Raw genomic sequence first — 16181 nt, forward strand, 5'->3', positions numbered from 1 at the left:
ATGCGCCGCACCCTAAGCCATTACTTGAAAATTGACCATCTCTGCCCCCATGCCCCTTCAAACTGCCCTCCCCCCGCGCTATCTAGTGGAGTATGACCCAGCCCCAGCCCTTTACCGTGTCTGAGGCCGCCGCCACGCGGATTGCCTCGGTTATTGCCAAACGCAAGGCCACTGCCACCCCGGAGGGCGCACCCCCGCCAGCCGCGCTGCGCGTGGCGGTGGAAGCCGGAGGCTGCAATGGCTTCCAGTATCAGTTCACGCTGATCGGGCCAGAGGCGATTGCCCCGGATGATACGCACATTGAAAAAGGTGGTGCGCTGGTGGTGGTGGACCCCGCCAGCCTTGATCTGCTGACCGGGGCGGAACTGGATTTTACGGACAAGCTGATGGGGGCGCATTTTGCGGTGAACAACCCCAATGCCGCGTCCTCCTGCGGGTGTGGCACGAGCTTTTCCGTCGCATGAAAATAGCGACCTGGAACGTTAATTCCGTTCGCCAGCGCCAGCACCTGATTCTGGACTGGCTGGAGCGCGAACAGCCTGACGTGCTGATGATGCAGGAAATCAAGTGCGAGACCGCGCAGTTTCCTGCCGAAGCCTTTCAGAAAGCCGGGTATGATTGTGCCGTTGTGGGCCAGAAATCCTATAACGGGGTGGCTACGCTGGTTAAAAGCGGGATGGAGATCACCACAGATCATCTGCCGGGGTTTGACCATCCAGTGGCCCGTTATGTGGAAGTGCGCACGCAAGGGCTGACACTGGGCAATTTGTATCTGCCCAACGGCAATTCCGGCGGGGAGGATGGTTACGCAACAAAACTGGCGTTTTTTGATGCCCTGACAGCCCGCGCCCGTGCATTTTTGCAAACGGATACGGATTTCATTCTGGCTGGCGACTACAATGTCTGCCCGACACCGGAAGACTGCGCCCCCGGTGCCCTCGGCCCCGATGACGCACTGGTGCGCCCGCAAAGCCGCGCGGCCTACCGCCGCCTGTTGTGGCTGGGCCTGACAGACGGCCTGCGTGCGCTGCATCCCTCTGGCCCGGCCTATACGTTCTGGGATTATCAGGCCGGAGCCTGGGGCCGGGATTGCGGGCTGCGGATTGACCACGCCCTGCTCTCCCCCCGTGTGGCGGAACGGCTTGAAACCGCCTGGCCGGACCGGGATGAACGGGCGATGGAACGCCCGTCCGACCATGTGCCACTGATTGTTACCTTGCGGGACAAGGCTCAGGCTACGGCCTGAGTCCCTGCTTCCTGCGGGGTGGCGGGACCGCCAATATCGCGCAGGCGTTCACCGCGCATCAGGTTATCTTCAATATCTTCCAGTGATGTGCCTTTGGTTTCCGGCACAAACAGCAGCGCCACCACCAGAAACAGCATGTTGAACCCGGCCAGCATCCAGAACGTGACGGAATCTCCCAGCACGGTCATGCAGGACAGGAAGACGGTGCTGATCAGCCAGTTGGTTATCCAGTTGACAAAAGTGGAGCACCCAATGGCGAGGCTACGCCCCTTCAGCGGCTGAATTTCCGAGCACAGGGTCCATGGCAGGGGCCCTTCCCCCAAGGCGTAGCCCAGAATAAACGCGACCAGCGTGCCAATGATCAGCACAGCGCCCAACATGCCTTCCACATGCAGTTGCAGCACAAACCCGAACAGAACCAGGCTGAGGCTGGCAATAATGCAGCTTGTTACCAGCAGCGGACGACGCCCCCAGCGGTCAATCAGAAACAGGGCGGCAACGGTGGCCGCCAGATTGGCCACGCCCAGCAATGTTGTGGCCCAGATGGCGGCTGCGCTGCCAAAATGGGCGCGTTCCAGCACTTTGGGCGCGTAATACAGCAGCACGTTAATGCCCGTAAGCTGTTGCAACGCCTGAAGGGAAAGCCCCAGAAAGAAGCTGCGGCGGAAGGGGGCGCTGGTTTTGAACAGTTCAAACCCGCTCACGTTTTCCTTGTTCACCTGCTGGCGGATACGCGTAAGTTCACGCTTGGCTTTCTCGCTACTGTCGCGCAGCATGTGCAGCACGCGGGAAGCCTCCTTGTGCCGCCCCTGTGTGACAAGCCAACGCGGAGAATAAGGCACCACCAGCGTGCTAAGCAGAAAGAATACGGCCGGGATGGCGGGAATGCCCAGCATCCAGCGCCAATGACCGCCGCCAGCCAGCAGACTGTCTGAAAAATAGGCCATCAGCATGCCGATGGTAATGGCCATCTGATACAGGGAAATCATACGCCCACGGTCTTTTTGGGCGGTAATTTCAGAAATATAGAGGGGTGCGGCAAAAGCAGCCAGCCCAACGCCCAGACCCAGCACCACACGGCCTGCCATCAGCACGGGCACGGAATGGGCAAAGCAGCACGCCGCCGTGCCTGCCAGAAACAGCACGGCCGCACAGGAAAGCGTGACACGCCGCCCCCACTCCCGCGCCAGAAAGGAGGCCAGCAGCGCACCAAAGGCTGCCCCCAGCATCAAGGTGGAGACAATCCATTCATCCGTAACGGTTGTGGTATGAAATTCCAGCCCAATAAAATGCAGGGCCCCGGCAATAACACCGGTATCCAACCCAAACATCAATCCGGCCAGCCCTGCGGCCAGAGCGAAGAGCGAGGCCTGCCCCAACCATGGACCGGCATTGTTACTGTTATTGTCTTCTGTTTTTTCTTCATTACTCCTGTTCAGTTCAGAACAGTTTGTTCCCTGCACAGTGGACCTCCATTTTTTCTTTTTATGACGTCTCATCACCACAACGTTCTATGCCTGCGGGGGTTGTGATTTTTTTTGTAAACACGCTTTTATTGGGTGTATCTCCCGCCCACTGCGCGGCTTACATGATGGAGCCCTTTTATGCCTGAGCCCTCAGCTTCTCTTCTGCACACAGCCCGCGCCCTGGCGGTGGGCGACACCAGCAGCCGGGCGCTGGTGGAACAGGCACTGGCCCGTATCACTGACCCTGCGGGCGAGGGCACACGCACCTTTACGGAAGTACATGCAGAACAGGCACGCGCCACGGCTGATGCCTATGATGCACACCGCAAGGCGGGAAATGCCCTGCCGCTTCTGGCAGGTATCCCTGCGTCTGTGAAAGATCTGTTTAATGAGGAAGGGAGTATCACCACTGCAGGGTCCCGCGTGTTGGCTGATGCCGCACCCGCGCAGCAGGATGCGCCCGCCATTGCCAACCTGAAGAAGGCCGGGCTGATCTCCATTGGCCGCACCAGCATGACAGAATTTGCGTTCTCCGGCGTGGGTATCAACCCACACACCGGCACGCCCGCCAACCCGTGGGACCGCCCCAACCGCCGTATTCCGGGTGGCTCTTCTTCCGGTGCGGCCATTTCCGTCACAGATGGCATGGCCGCCATTGGCATTGGCAGTGACACCGGGGGCTCCTGCCGTATTCCCGCCGCCCTGACGGGCCTTGTGGGTTACAAACCCACCGCCAGCCGCATTTCTACCCAAGGCACGGTGCCGCTATCCTTCACGCTGGATTCCATTGGCAGCCTTGGCCATACCGTGTCCTGCTGCTGGGCGGCAGACCGCGCCCTTTCCGGGCAGGAGGTGACGGCAGCCCACGCCCCTGCACCTGATGCTCTCTCCGCCCCACGATTGGGCGTGTTGCAGACTTACGTGCTGGACGGCATGGATGAACCGGTCTCCACCGCCTATCATGCTGCCCTGCGCAGACTGGAACAGGCCGGAGCTGTGCTGGACGATGTGCATTTTCCAGACCTTGCCACGCTGCCGGAACTGAACCGGCTGGGCGGGTTCCCTGCCCCGGAATCCCTGACATGGCATGCAGACCTTATTGCCCATAAAGCTGATCTGTATGATCCCTTTGTGCTGAAACGGATTTTACGCGGCAGGGAACAGAGTGCTGTTGATTACATCACCCTTATCCGCAACCGGAACGCCCTGATTGCCAAGGCAGCGCAAGTTCTGGGGGGGTATGATGCCATTCTGATGCCGACCGTGCCGATTATTGCCCCCCGCATGGCGGACCTTGCCGAGGATGACATCTACACACGCACAAACCTGCTGCTGCTGCGCAACCCGACTGTGACCAATTTTCTGGATGGATGTGCCATCAGCCTGCCATGCCATCCGGCAGGCACGGCCCCCGTTGGTCTGATGGCCATGGCCCTGCACAATCAGGACACCCATCTTTTTCCACTTGCGGCCTGGATGGAACAGGCTTTGCAAAGCAGCCGCACATAATACCTTACCAGCCGAAGAGAGATTATTTTTTCATGACAACACAGAACAGGTGATGCCAAACAGCATTTCTGGTGCATCATCTTTCTGAATACTGAACAGGGAAGCGCTCTAATGCCTCGCTCGGTCAAAAACATCGCCTGTGTTTCTGCTCTTTTGGCCTGCGTTCAGATGCCGCAGGCAGCAGGGGCACAGCAGACCGGGTGGGAAAAAACCGATACTGCAAACAGCTATGACCTCACCATCACACACCGCCCCGAGGGTGACGCATCAGATGATACCATAACGCTGCACAGTGACACTGCCCCACTGGATGCTTTTGCCGCTGCCAGCCACGCCGCTCCCGCCACGGGGCGACAAGGAAAAGCCATTCGCCTACAGGGTATTTTAACCACAGACAGTACCGCTACCGGCGCAGCGTTATGGATAGCCGCCTATGCAGGCACAAAACAGGTTGCCTTTTCCAACACACAAGCTGCCCCTGTGCCCGCCAGCAGCCAGAATGTGACACGCACAACATTGGTTCTGATTCCGCATGACGCGACCAGACTTGTGTTTGGCGTATTGCTGAAGGGAAAGGGGAAAGTAACTGCCAGTTCCCTGACATTATCCGCGCTTGATGATGAAAAACTGCCAGATGGCACCCCCCTGCCGGAAGCTGTCATGCAGAAAGCGCTGTCTGATATTAAAGAAAATGCGGTCAATGCGTCACACATTGACTGGAAAACAGAAACGCCGCGCCTGCTTGCCCTCTCCCACACAGCGCTCCTTGCCGATGTTTATGCGAACCTCAGAGCACTTATTAAAAATCTTGATGATCACCATAGCCTTGTCATCCCTCCGTGGAAAACGTCGGGCTTTGAACAGATGTGGCGTGCTCCGCCTGAGGCCAAAACCCTTTCCGCTGGCATAAATACAATTGGTCTGACAGGCTTTACCCCACACTCACCGCAAGAGATGTCCGCTTACAGGGACGCCCTTCTCTCCACCATTCGGTCCCTTGCCCCCGCCAAAGGGTGGGTGCTTGATCTGCGGAAAGATCAGGGTGGCAACATGTGGCCTATGCTTGCCGGTCTCAAACCGTTTCTGGGTGATGCGCCCTTGGGATATTTCGTGACCATATCAGGCGAAAAATCGCGCCCATGGAAAGAGACCCTGCCCATAGACCATCAGGGCATGGCGCAGCCTGACCTTTCCACAATCCCCGTTGCTGTCCTGATTGGTCCCCATACCGCAAGTTCAGGCGAGGCCGTTGCCATCGCCTTCAAGGGGCGCCCCAACACTCGATTTTTTGGAACCCCTACGGCGGGCCTGACATCCAGCAACCGTACATTCAGGCTGCCGGATGGCGGTATCATGCCTATAGCCACCAGTTTTGAAGCAGACCGAACGGGCGTGATTTACAAGCACGGCGTAGAACCTGACGAACACATAGAGGATGAAACAGCTACAATTCAGGCTGCAACTTTATGGTTACATAACCTGACAGTGCCTTAGAAACGGCGGCCAACGCCACAGCACCGAGCACCGAGCACCGAGCACCGAGCACCGAGCACCGAGCACCGAGCACCGAGCACGCCCCTGCCATGAGAGTTCCTGAGGCGCTAGTCACAAGGGCGTTAAAAAAACTCTGCAACCATTCCGGCTTGAGCCTGTTGTTAAAAGCGAAATGTCCTGCAATGCGGGATTAAAATCTATTTTAGACAGGAGAGTGCTCCATGGCGCAAACAACAGAAAATACGTTTCTGACAGACGTACAGACCCTGCGCGAACGGGCCCAGAAATCCATTGAGAAAGGCGCCGTCACCCCCACTTATGAAGGCGATGTACAGACTGCCATTGATCTTTTGCAAACCGTAGTGGCAACCGAACTTGTGTGCGTGCTGCGCTACACCATGCATTCCATTTCTGTTGAAGGGCTGACCAGCGAAAGCGTTGCCGCAGAATTCGCAACGCACGCCAAGGAAGAACGGGCTCATATGCTGGCAGCAGCCAACCGCATTGACCAGCTTGGCGGCACGCCGAACTTTGACCCGGAAGGTCTGGCCACACGCTCCGCCAGTGAATACGGCAAAGGGGGCAATCTGGTGGAAATGGTGCGCCAGAATCTGGTAGCCGAGCGCCTTGTGATTGAGCACTACCGTGAACTGATCCGCTATTTTGGTGACAAGGACCCCACAACCCGCATCATGCTGGAACGGATTCTGGCCGAAGAAGAAGAGCATGCGACAGACATGCATGATCTGTTGGTTGCGCACGAAGGTCGCCCGTTTCTGAAAGAATAACAGGACGACATTTTCAAACCCTGGTTTGTAAAATACGCAGTTGAAGACGGCAGTAAATTTTTGAGACTGGAAAGAGGGACTTGCTCGTGCAATGATGGATTATTGCAAGACAAGCCCCGCGCAACCAGCCTTAACAAGACACCCCGAAACAAACCTGCCAGATTGTGCAAACTGCGTCTTGCATTCTCCATTTTATTATCAGGAATGAGTTGATTATTATGCCGACAAACGCAACAGAAGGCCGGGTTCAGGGCAAGGTTGCCGTTATTACCGGAGCAGCCCGTGGTATGGGCCGTGCCACTGCAGAACGCTTTGCGCGTGAAGGGGCAAAACTGGTTCTGAACGATCAGGACCAGGGCCCGCTGGATGATCTGGTGCAGCAGCTTGAAAATATCGGCGCACAAGCCATTGGGGTGGCTGGCGATGTCTCCAGTGAGGCCGATATCAAACGGCTTATGGAAGAAGCTGTCAGCACATTTGGCGGCATTGATATTCTTGTGGCCAATGCAGGGATTATCCCGGAAGCTGATCTTGCCTCCGCCACGGTTGATTTGTGGGACCACACCATGGCGGTTGATGGCCGGGGTATGTTTTTAAGCTGCAAATACGCAGCTGCTGAAATGGTCAAAGCGGGCAAAGGTTCCATTGTCTGCCTGTCTTCCATTTCTGCCTTTGCGGGCCAGAAGGGGCAGGCTGTTTATGGCCCTGCCAAATTTGTAGCGTCTGGCCTTACGAAACATCTGGCCATTGACCTTGCCAGCCACGGTGTGCGCGTAAATGCCGTAGCCCCCGGCACGATTGACACCCCAGCCGTAGCCGGATTGGGGAAGGATGGTATTGAAAAGGTTGTCAGCATGCACCCGCTGGGCCGTATGGGAAAACCGGAAGAAGTCGCCAACGCCATTCTGTTTTTAGCATCAGATGAAGCCTCCTTCATCACCGGCGCGGTGTTGCCGGTAGATGGCGGTTATCTGGCCCAGTAAAAGCAGCGCCGCCGCCCCCTTATTTCGTGGCTCGTTGCTCGTTGCTCGTTGCTCGTTGCTCGTTGCTCGTTGCTCGTTGCTCGTTGCTCGTTGCTCGTTGCTCACACGGAGCACAAGGATCTAGCAACAGCAACAGCAACAGCAACAGCAACAGCAACAGCAACAGCAACAGTTGCCTGCCTGCACAATTGCTTCAACGAGAAACAGGTGGAGCGTTCGAAAAATCCTCTTTCAGATTTTTCCACTTGTTGAAATGTGAATGCGTTACGATCGTCACTTGGCCAGTCAAAGAGAGTTTTCCGAACCCTCCAGCTATTTTTATCCCAGATAAGATGTTGTTTCTTCACTATCTTTCAAAATAGGAAAATCATCTCTCTCGCCGGAAAAAGTGGGATGCCCCCTACTCTTCCCAGACAGGACTTCGGAACCCGCTTTCCAGCGGCCGAAATCCTTTCAGTGCCATTTTCTGAGAGGCTTCAGAAAAGGCTCTCCCCTCCCTGACAGTGACAGTGACAGTGACAGTGACAGTGACAGTGACAGTGACAGTGAAAAATCATGTAATTCACTGCACTCAGAGGGAAGAAGCTGTTTGTTTTTGAAAATATGTATAGGTCTGATGGGATAGAGTGTTGAGCACCTTGATGCCTGCCTGTTCATCCGGCAGGTCAGACGTCAGCACCACCAGAATATAGTGTTTGCCATTGGGCAAGGTGACAATCGCTGCATCATTCCGCACACCATGGACCCACCCTGTTTTATGGGCCACGGGTGTTCCTGCGGGCAATCCGGGTGGGATGATATCGTTAAACTTCTGACCCAGCATGATCTGCACCATGCTCTGACTTTGTGCCTTCCCCACAATCTGCCCGTTATCCAGCTTCTGCAAAAACGCGCCCAAGCCTCGTGCCGATACCTGATTGCGGATGCCTTTATCGTTCGCGTCAAAATCTTCAATCATGCGGCCGAAAACAATACCGTCCAGCCCTTGGGCTTTCACAACTGAACGGATAGGCATTACACCCAGTTTTTCTACCATCAGATTGGTGGCCAGATTGCTGCTGTACTGGATCATGACCCGCAACAGTTCTGAAACCGGCACGGGCTTGCCTGCCTGCGCGTAAAGAGGATCATAGGAATCCTCCTTCTGATCTAACGCAAAGGTTCCTGTGCCCACCAGAGAATGAAAGCGGTTATGGATCGTAACGGTATCCTGCGGATGCAGGGTACCCTTTGTAAAGGCATCATACGCTGCATCCAGCACAAACAATTTGATGGTGCTGGCCGCGTTGATCAGATCATCACAGTTCAGGCATACTGCCGGAGAGTGACCACTCAGGGCAGCATAAACAGCAAAATGCCCGGGTTGCGCCTTCACGGTTTTGGAGATGCTCTGCGCCAGTGGCTCCTCAGCCGGAGCAGATGCGGCATGGGCGGATACAAACGGGAAAAACGACCCCGCAAGAAAAGTGCCAGCCAGAACAGCATATGTTTTCAGGCTCTTCATAAACATAGGTCCGCCTTTCTGCGTTATGCACACAACCCCTGCGCCTTATGGCTTAGTGGTACGTTCTATTCCGTCTTCACCCTCAACACGCCGGGCGCTCTCAATGTGTGTGCGGACCGAGCGTGCGCGCAAAGAACGTATCCATCCACACATAGGCCGCAAGCCAGTCCTGCATGCGGAGAAAAGCGTGGCGTTCATTGGGAAAGGAATGTTCCTCATAAGGAACTCCCTGTTCGGACAACAAGTTTGCCAGCATGGTGGATTCCTTAAAATCCACGTTGTAATCATCATCGCCGTGCACCAGCAGGACAGGCGCATGCCAATGGGCGATATCCGCCACGGGGGAGGACTGCCATTCAAGATCATGCGCCGCCTTGTTCTGGGCGGGAGAAAGACCGAACTTATCGGGGCGTGTCATGTCATGCACGCCATGAAAATCCGCCCCGGCCGCAAAGACATCACTATTACGGGCAAGCGCCAGCGCAGTCAGATAACCGCCCCAGCTTCCACCCCATATGCCAATACGGGCAGGATCAACATCTGGCCGGGTTTTGAGATAGGTGGCGGCGGCAAGCACATCCCTGTATTCACTGGCTCCCTGACGGCCAATGCCTGGTGCATTGCGAAATGCCTCTCCATACCCGGTGCCACTGCGATAATTGACGGAAAGCACCACATAGCCCTGCGCAGCCAATGTCTGGTTCATGGCATAGGCGTTGGAATAATAGCCCATGCTATTGAACGCAGGCAGCATCTGCCGGTGCGGGCCACCATGAACAAACACCAACGCAGCACGGGGCGTTTTGGCATCACCCTCTGGCACAAACAACTGTCCGTGCACCTCTCCGCCATCCGTGCTTCGGAAAATAACGGTGCGGGGTGTCACAAAATGCGTATTGGCAGGCAGTTCTGGCACAACGGGCGTATGCTCCGTATGACCCTGCGCCAACAGAACCGGATGTGCGGTTTGCGTAGCACTGGCTGCCATCACGCCCACGCTGCCGCCTGCAAGGGCGAGGTCTGTCTCCATCGCCTCACCCTGCGTCAGGCGCTGGGGTGCGGCGCCATCCAGCGTTTGCCGCCATGCATGCCAGGCATCAACATTGCCCGCATTACTGGTATAGAAAAGCGTTTTTCCATTAGAAGACAAACGATAGGATGAGACTTCAGCTTTGTCTGGCGTCAGACACTGTGGTGCGGCCGCCGTGGCTGTTTCCACACGACAGACACGCATCCATCCGCTGCCTTCCCACGGGAAGAGCAGATGCGTGTTATCAGACCACAGCAGGCCACTGCCTTCTGGTGCAAAGAACCGTCCGCCATGCCCGGCAGGCGGTGTCCACACCACATGATCTGTATTGGTGGCCAGATCATAAACATGCAGGTTCCAAAAGGCTGCTTTTGGCGGGCTCTGGTATGTAAGCGGCGTGTGCTCGCGCACAAACGCCACAAACCGGCCATCTGGAGAGAACGTTGGCAGGCTATCCTGCGCCAGTGCGGGAGCAAGGAACGCCATGGTCGCGGGTTTAAGACGCCACACGCCCACCAGCGCATGTGTGCCACGGTCAAGTGTGAACGCCAGCGCCGTACCATCCGGTGCCCATTGCAAAGAGGTCAGACTGCCGCGCACAGTCATGACTTCCTTTGCCGCACCACCAACAGGCGCCAGAAAGAGAGACCCTTTCTGTGTGAAGGCCAGCATCTGTCCATCTGGCGAGAAGGTAGGGTTCCAGCCCTCGCCCACCTGTACTTCTTTGCCGCCGTCCAACACCAGATGCACGGTTTGATGGGTACCAAAAGCGGAAAGATTGGGGTTGGGAGAGGGATCATCCGGATATTCCGGGTCTCCGCCTTCCACATAGGCCAACGTTTTGCCGTTAGGAGAAAGAGCCAGGCCCCATAAATCTGTTCCATCATCCTGCGTAAAATGGGTCAGCGCCTTGGGTGCGCCAGTGGCATCTGCGGCCAGAATGTTGCGCACACCGTTGCGTTTTTCGACCCATGCAAACCGATCAGCCTTGCTGGCCCCCACCAGATCCGTTGCAAACGGTAGCGCCAGAAGTGCCTTGATCTGCTGGCGGGCTCCGGCTTCATCAAAAGGGCGAGCCTGCACCGGGTGGGTGCTGCAAAGCGCGCCTGCAAGCAGGGCAACAGCCAGAGGGAAACGACGCATCATGGCTGCACTCCTACCAATGCTGTGAAAATTTTCTCTTCCACTCTGGAAAAAGACGAATACTGGCCGGGGCGCACCTGATCATAATCCGGAAAGCCATCAGCTGCGAACAGATAGGCATCACCATTTTGCGGGTTATACCAGAAACCGGAATGCAGTCCGTATGCATCCCCCAGATGCCCACGTAATCCGCCCTTATAACCGGGATAGGGGCTATCAGGCTTTCCGTTGGTGTCTTTGGCACCTGTGAGCAGAAACAGGCTCAAACCGTAGGCACTTAACGGATATGGGCACTCGCCATTTTTGCCGTCAAACTGCCATGTGGGTGTTTCCATGGCCTCAATGCTCTGCGGGGCAAGCAGCCTGACACCATCCAACGTGCCCCGCTGGATCATGAATTGCGCCAAACGGGTCAAGCCCTGCACGGAAATACGCAAGCCACCCTGCGGAGAAAATATGCTGCCGTTGCTTCCAATTTTGTAAGCCTGAAGAGACTCTGCACTCCAACCCTTGAGCGGCTGGCTGTCCACTTTGGCTTTATAGCCTGTTGGCAAATGCTGATAAATTGTGGCCAGACGCTCCGGGTGTTCCAGTTCCACCACGTTGTAGCCGCCATCAATTTTCAGCGGTTCCAGCACATGGTGTTTCTGATACTGGTCAAACCGTTCTCCGCTGGCCCGCTCCATAATAGTGCCCACAAGCCCGTAGCAGAGGTTGCAATAGGTAAAATACGTGCCGGGCGCATGCCCGTCATGGTAGGAAAAATGATAGTCCTGACTGCCCGGTTTGTGCGTTGTATCAAAAAAACTGCTTACCGGTTTATCGGGTGGCAGAACATAGACATCTGCATCCCGAATGGATGACGTATGGTTCAGCAGCATCCGCACGGTAATGGGCGTATTGGGAAAATCCGGATTGCGTAGGGGAAAACCAAGATACTCCGATGCATCATGATCCAGATTGATCTTGCCCTGCTCCACCAGTTCCATAAGCCCGATGGTGGTCACCACCTTGGAGATGGACGCGATACGGAACAGGGTTTCTTGCTCAACCGGAACAGTCTGTTCACCATCACGCCGCGCAAACCCGCCATAATACTGATAAACAGGCTGACCATTGTGCAATCTGACCGCCGCCAGCCCCGCCAGAGGCCGGGCTTCGGCCTGTGTCAGCACGGCATCCATGGCTTTGTCTGTCAGGCTTTCCGCCAGTGCTGCTGTTGTGGAAAGTGCGAGCACCAGAGCGGAACAGACAGCGTATTTCATGGTGTTTTCCTTTTGGATACAACACGGCATGGTGTCTGGCTGCTGCCTGCACGGCACTTGCAGAAAACACCAGAGGCTGCATGGCCCCCTTCAGCCATGGTTGCAGGAAATCTTCATAATGTCCGCTATCCGGCAAGGCAGACTGGCCCGGAAAATTGAGGAACAGGGAATGGTCCCACGCCCCGACATCACACACCATCAGATAACTGGCCCCACCTGTTACGGCATACGGATTCTGCCCATGCGCCAGCGCTTTTTGTGAAAGATCAGGATTATACCAGCGGGCCATAACGGTGTAGGGGTCGCCCCCGCTATGGGTTGTTTCTCCGCCTATGGGCAGAAACGCCTTTGCCACAGCCTCCACAGCATGAAGCGGGTGCCGCAGTTGCAGCGTATGCAATGTGCCCCATTGCCATGCGGCGGTGACTGGCCCCATACGGTCACGCACTTCTTCCACAGCCTGTTGAAAAGCCTTGACCAGCAGCGCATCCCGTGCGGCTTCCGGTTTGTCACCAACTCTGCCGTCTGGTTTCTGAAGGAAAGCCAGAAGCACGGACGCATTGAGCGGTTGTGGCAGAAGTGCGCGCAGATTTTCCGGCACCAGCGCCTGATAGAACAGGGTGTTCAGCCGTGTCCACCACACTTCATACAAGGCCGCTGCGGCACTTGTGGCCTCTACGCGGCCATCCCACCGCCGCAGCAGATCCGCTTCTGCACGGATATCAGCAGGCACATCCGGCAGCAGCTTCACAACGGAAAGCGCAAGGTGGGAAAGCGTGTCATGTTGCAAAGCCACACTCTGCGCCAGCGTGGCATGGGGTGACGCAGCAAGAACCTCTGCAACGCGGTTGTACCGATAAGGGTCTTTCCATTCGTAGCTGACGCAGCGTTGCTCGTACGGATAATCCGCTGGCAGGTTGAGTTCATTGGATGTTCCAAACCAGCCGCGTGCCGGGTTGAAGCTGTTCGGCAGCGCATCCAGCGGCTGAAGGCCTTTCCAGTCATACCGCCCATCACCCGGGGCGGGCATCAGCCCATCATAACCGCCTGTGCGCTCTGGCAGGCCACCGGCGGCCTGCCAGCCAATGTTGCCCGCGGTATCTGCATAGGTGAAATTGGTCGGGCTGGTATGGAGTTTCAAAGCTTCGCGGAAACTGGTCCAGTCCTGCGCCAGATTGATGCCGATATTGGCCAGCATGCCATTGGCACCCGGATACAGCCATGTTGCAGAAACCGCCACAGCCCTGTTCCGCGCTGCATTTGTGGACACAACCGGCCCCTGTGCCGCATAGCGGAGCGTAACCGTGCGTGCCGCTTCACCCCGGACGGCAATGGTTGTTTCCGTCCGTTCCATCTCCACCCAGCGCCCATTATGGAAATAGCGGTCAGGGTGAGCAGGATGCGTGCGCAGGATGAACAGATCTTCCTGATCAATATGAAAGTTGGTGCGCCCAAAAGCAAAATGCGCGTTATGCCCCTGCATGACACCCGGCATACCTGCGGACCCACCCCCGATAACATCCAGCCCCGGTGCCGTAAGGTGAATAACGTGCCTAGGCCCTGGTGAGCCGAAACTGAGATGTGGATCATTTGCCAGAATGGGGCGGCCTGTTGCCGTGCGGGTGGGGGCAATCACCCATGCATTGCTGCCCTCGTTAGCGCGCCGGTGATCATCCTCACTAGCAGACGGGGGCGCATGCAGGCCCGAAAGCGGCAGGCTGGCCTGCAAAACGCCAAACAGGCCAAGGTCCTGTTCTGTTACGGCATGGACATCCAACCCGTCTGGTACCCGGAGCGTATGGGCCGGGCGCAGAGGCATGATCAATGCATCGTAATCCAGCGCACCCTGTGCCGCCAAACGGGCGCGGCGAATTTCAGCCTTGGTGTTGCCAGTGGCCTCTGCCCGTATCCGCACCAGATCAAGCACATCCCACTGCAACGGCTGGTAGGAAAAAATCGTGAATTCCGGGGGCAGTTTTTCGTCAGTGGCACGGGCCTGTTCAAGATAGGCGTTGATACCCGCCACATAGGCGCGGGCACACGCCTGCACCGTGGGCGGAAGTGCTGCAAATTCCGCCTGCGCATCCCCCCTGAACAGAAAAAGCCTGTTTGCGGTATCAGACGGCACAAAATCAGGCCCGAACACTTCCGCCAGCCTGCCTGTAGACCGCCGATAGTCAAAATCAAGCTGCCACAGCCTGTCCCGCGCGATCAGGTAGCCGTTGGCAAAAAAAGCATCCGGCACGGACGCGGCGCGCACATGTGGCACACCCCACTGATCTTCAAACACCTCCACCGGGGCCGCCAGCCCCTCCAGCCCCAGCAGGCGGGGAGACGCAGCCTTACGGGCCAGAGCCCGGGTTCCGACCCCTACCAAGCTGGCGGCGACACCGCCCAGCAGCACATGGCGACGAGAAAGAGCGGTGGCGCGGTGTGTCATGTTACGATTGCATCCCTTCAACAAGATCCTGAATGGTCAGGGCGGAGCCACCAGAGAGCGTAAACCCGAGCGCACCGTGGCCAACATTCAGAAGCAGATTACGCCATTGTGTTCGCCCCACAAGGGGAACCCCCGTTGGGGTTGCTGGCCGCATACCTGCCCACGTAGCGGCAGAACTGTAGGGCCCGGCTGCCGGAAGGGTTTCCTCTGCCAGACGCTTCAGGGAGGTAATACGGCGCGGATCAAGTGAGGCATCAAGCGCACCGATATCCACCATGGCGGCAATACGCAGCCGCTGGCCCAACCGCGCATACACCACGCGGTTATCATAATCCGTGACGCTGACATCCGGCAGCACGGCCGGATCGGCCTCCACCGTCAGGCTATAACCCTTCAACCCATAAAGAGGCAGGTTAAGGCCAAGCGGTTGCGCCATGGCGCGGGAGGCCAGCCCTGCGGCCAGCACAATCACATCTGTCTGCTGCGGTGTGCCGTTGATACGCACACGGCACTGCCCTGCCCCATCGTCCTCAAGCGTTGCCGCGCCTTTGACAAGATGAAAATTCTCACTCTTCTGCAAGGATTTCAGAAGCGCCTGACAGAACAGATAGCAATCTGCCACTTCATCATCCGGGGAGAAGATGCCTCCCGCCAGCGCGGGCGCAAGCCCTGCAAAGGCCGGTTCCACCCGTGCGCATTCTGCCGGGGTCAGCACCTGCTCCTGCTGCGGATTGCTGACAGCCTTGGCCGATTTGGAAAATTTGTGTGCGTTTCGATACACAACCAGTTTGCCCGGCCGCCGCCACAGAAAATCGTCCAGCCCTTCCTGCCGCCACTGGTGCAATGCCTGTTGCCCACGCAAGGCAAGTTTCAGAAGCCGGGCCGTATTGTTACGATTTGTTCTGGCATTGCAGGCCCGCAGAAAATCTGTCAGCCAGCGCCATTGATGCCAATCCAGCCGTAATTTCAGGGAAATGGGAGAATCTGCCCGCAACATCCATGAAAGCGCCTCCAGCGGTACTCCGGCATCTGCCAGAGGCCGCACATAGCGATAGCTGAGCTGGCCACCATTGCCAAAACTGGCCTGTTCGCCAACGTGGTCGTCCCGCTCCACCAATGTTACGCCGTGTCCGGCCTGAATGAGGGCGTAAGCGGTTGTCAGGCCAATAACGCCACCCCCTACAACCGTAATTGTCCGCTTTGCAGGCATAAAAACCGCCAACCCCTTTAAAATGGTGCCCACCGGCAAACCATGTACACAACAACACGTTCACCGATGTTCCTGAGTGAAAAATCTAAAAAGAGACTCTTCT

11 protein-coding genes and 1 pseudogene are annotated in these 16181 nt (G+C 56.9%); 6 read left to right on the forward strand and 6 right to left on the reverse strand.

What is annotated here, in order from left to right; all coding sequences use genetic code 11:
- Positions 1-92 precede the first annotated feature (92 nt).
- Both ASN_RS04545 and ASN_RS04550 read left to right on the forward strand, forming a co-directional pair.
- The gene (locus ASN_RS04545; protein ID WP_035381260.1) at positions 93-464 is read left to right on the forward strand and encodes a HesB/IscA family protein; all 372 of its coding nucleotides are present in this window, start codon (positions 93-95) and stop codon (positions 462-464) included.
- The gene (locus tag ASN_RS04550; RefSeq protein WP_058987354.1) at positions 461-1246 is read left to right on the forward strand and encodes an exodeoxyribonuclease III; all 786 of its coding nucleotides are present in this window, start codon (positions 461-463) and stop codon (positions 1244-1246) included. Before ASN_RS04545 ends, ASN_RS04550 begins: the two co-directional genes overlap by 4 nt.
- Here the strand turns inward: ASN_RS04550 and ASN_RS04555 are convergent.
- On the reverse strand, positions 1231-2709 hold the full coding sequence (locus ASN_RS04555) for a sugar porter family MFS transporter (protein ID WP_197603333.1): 1479 nt from the start codon (positions 2707-2709) through the stop codon (positions 1231-1233). The genes ASN_RS04550 and ASN_RS04555 overlap by 16 nt on opposite strands.
- Before the next feature lie 141 nt (positions 2710-2850).
- Here ASN_RS04555 and ASN_RS04560 point away from each other — a divergent pair, with 141 nt between their 5' ends.
- The 4 genes from ASN_RS04560 to ASN_RS04575 all read left to right on the forward strand — a co-directional run bounded on the left by ASN_RS04560 (position 2851) and on the right by ASN_RS04575 (position 7486).
- Complete coding sequence (locus tag ASN_RS04560; RefSeq protein WP_058987355.1) at positions 2851-4221, forward strand: amidase; 1371 nt, start codon at positions 2851-2853, stop codon at positions 4219-4221.
- 111 nt (positions 4222-4332) lie between these two features.
- Positions 4333-5715: a S41 family peptidase gene (locus ASN_RS04565; protein ID WP_058987356.1), complete on the forward strand. Its 1383-nt coding sequence runs from the start codon at positions 4333-4335 to the stop codon at positions 5713-5715.
- A 221-nt stretch (positions 5716-5936) separates the two neighbouring features.
- Positions 5937-6503, forward strand: coding sequence for a ferritin-like domain-containing protein (locus tag ASN_RS04570; RefSeq protein WP_006560456.1), 567 nt, complete (start codon positions 5937-5939; stop codon positions 6501-6503).
- A gap of 218 nt (positions 6504-6721) precedes the next feature.
- Positions 6722-7486 (forward strand): SDR family NAD(P)-dependent oxidoreductase, encoded by a 765-nt coding sequence (locus ASN_RS04575; RefSeq protein ID WP_006560457.1) that lies wholly within the window; start codon positions 6722-6724, stop codon positions 7484-7486.
- Between the two features lie 571 nt (positions 7487-8057).
- Here ASN_RS04575 and ASN_RS04580 read toward each other — a convergent pair.
- The 5 genes and pseudogenes from ASN_RS04580 to ASN_RS04600 form a co-directional block, all read right to left on the reverse strand.
- Positions 8058-8990, reverse strand: coding sequence for a serine hydrolase (locus ASN_RS04580; RefSeq protein ID WP_231948383.1), 933 nt, complete (start codon positions 8988-8990; stop codon positions 8058-8060).
- Between the two features lie 100 nt (positions 8991-9090).
- Entirely contained in the window at positions 9091-11166 is a 2076-nt protein-coding gene (locus ASN_RS04585; protein WP_058987358.1) for a S9 family peptidase, read from the reverse strand.
- A complete protein-coding gene (locus ASN_RS04590; protein WP_082666575.1) occupies positions 11163-12428 on the reverse strand; it encodes a serine hydrolase domain-containing protein in 1266 nt (421 codons plus the stop codon). The genes ASN_RS04585 and ASN_RS04590 overlap by 4 nt, the downstream gene beginning before the upstream one ends.
- Positions 12429-12531: 103 nt before the next feature.
- Positions 12532-14868 (reverse strand): annotated as a pseudogene (locus ASN_RS04595) (penicillin acylase family protein); the annotation flags it as partial.
- 1 nt (position 14869) lies between these two features.
- A complete protein-coding gene (locus ASN_RS04600) occupies positions 14870-16078 on the reverse strand; it encodes a D-amino acid dehydrogenase (protein WP_058989122.1) in 1209 nt (402 codons plus the stop codon).
- Positions 16079-16181 lie beyond the last annotated feature (103 nt).

The organism is Acetobacter senegalensis (assembly GCF_001499615.1).
In the GTDB taxonomy this organism is placed as follows: domain Bacteria; phylum Pseudomonadota; class Alphaproteobacteria; order Acetobacterales; family Acetobacteraceae; genus Acetobacter; species Acetobacter senegalensis.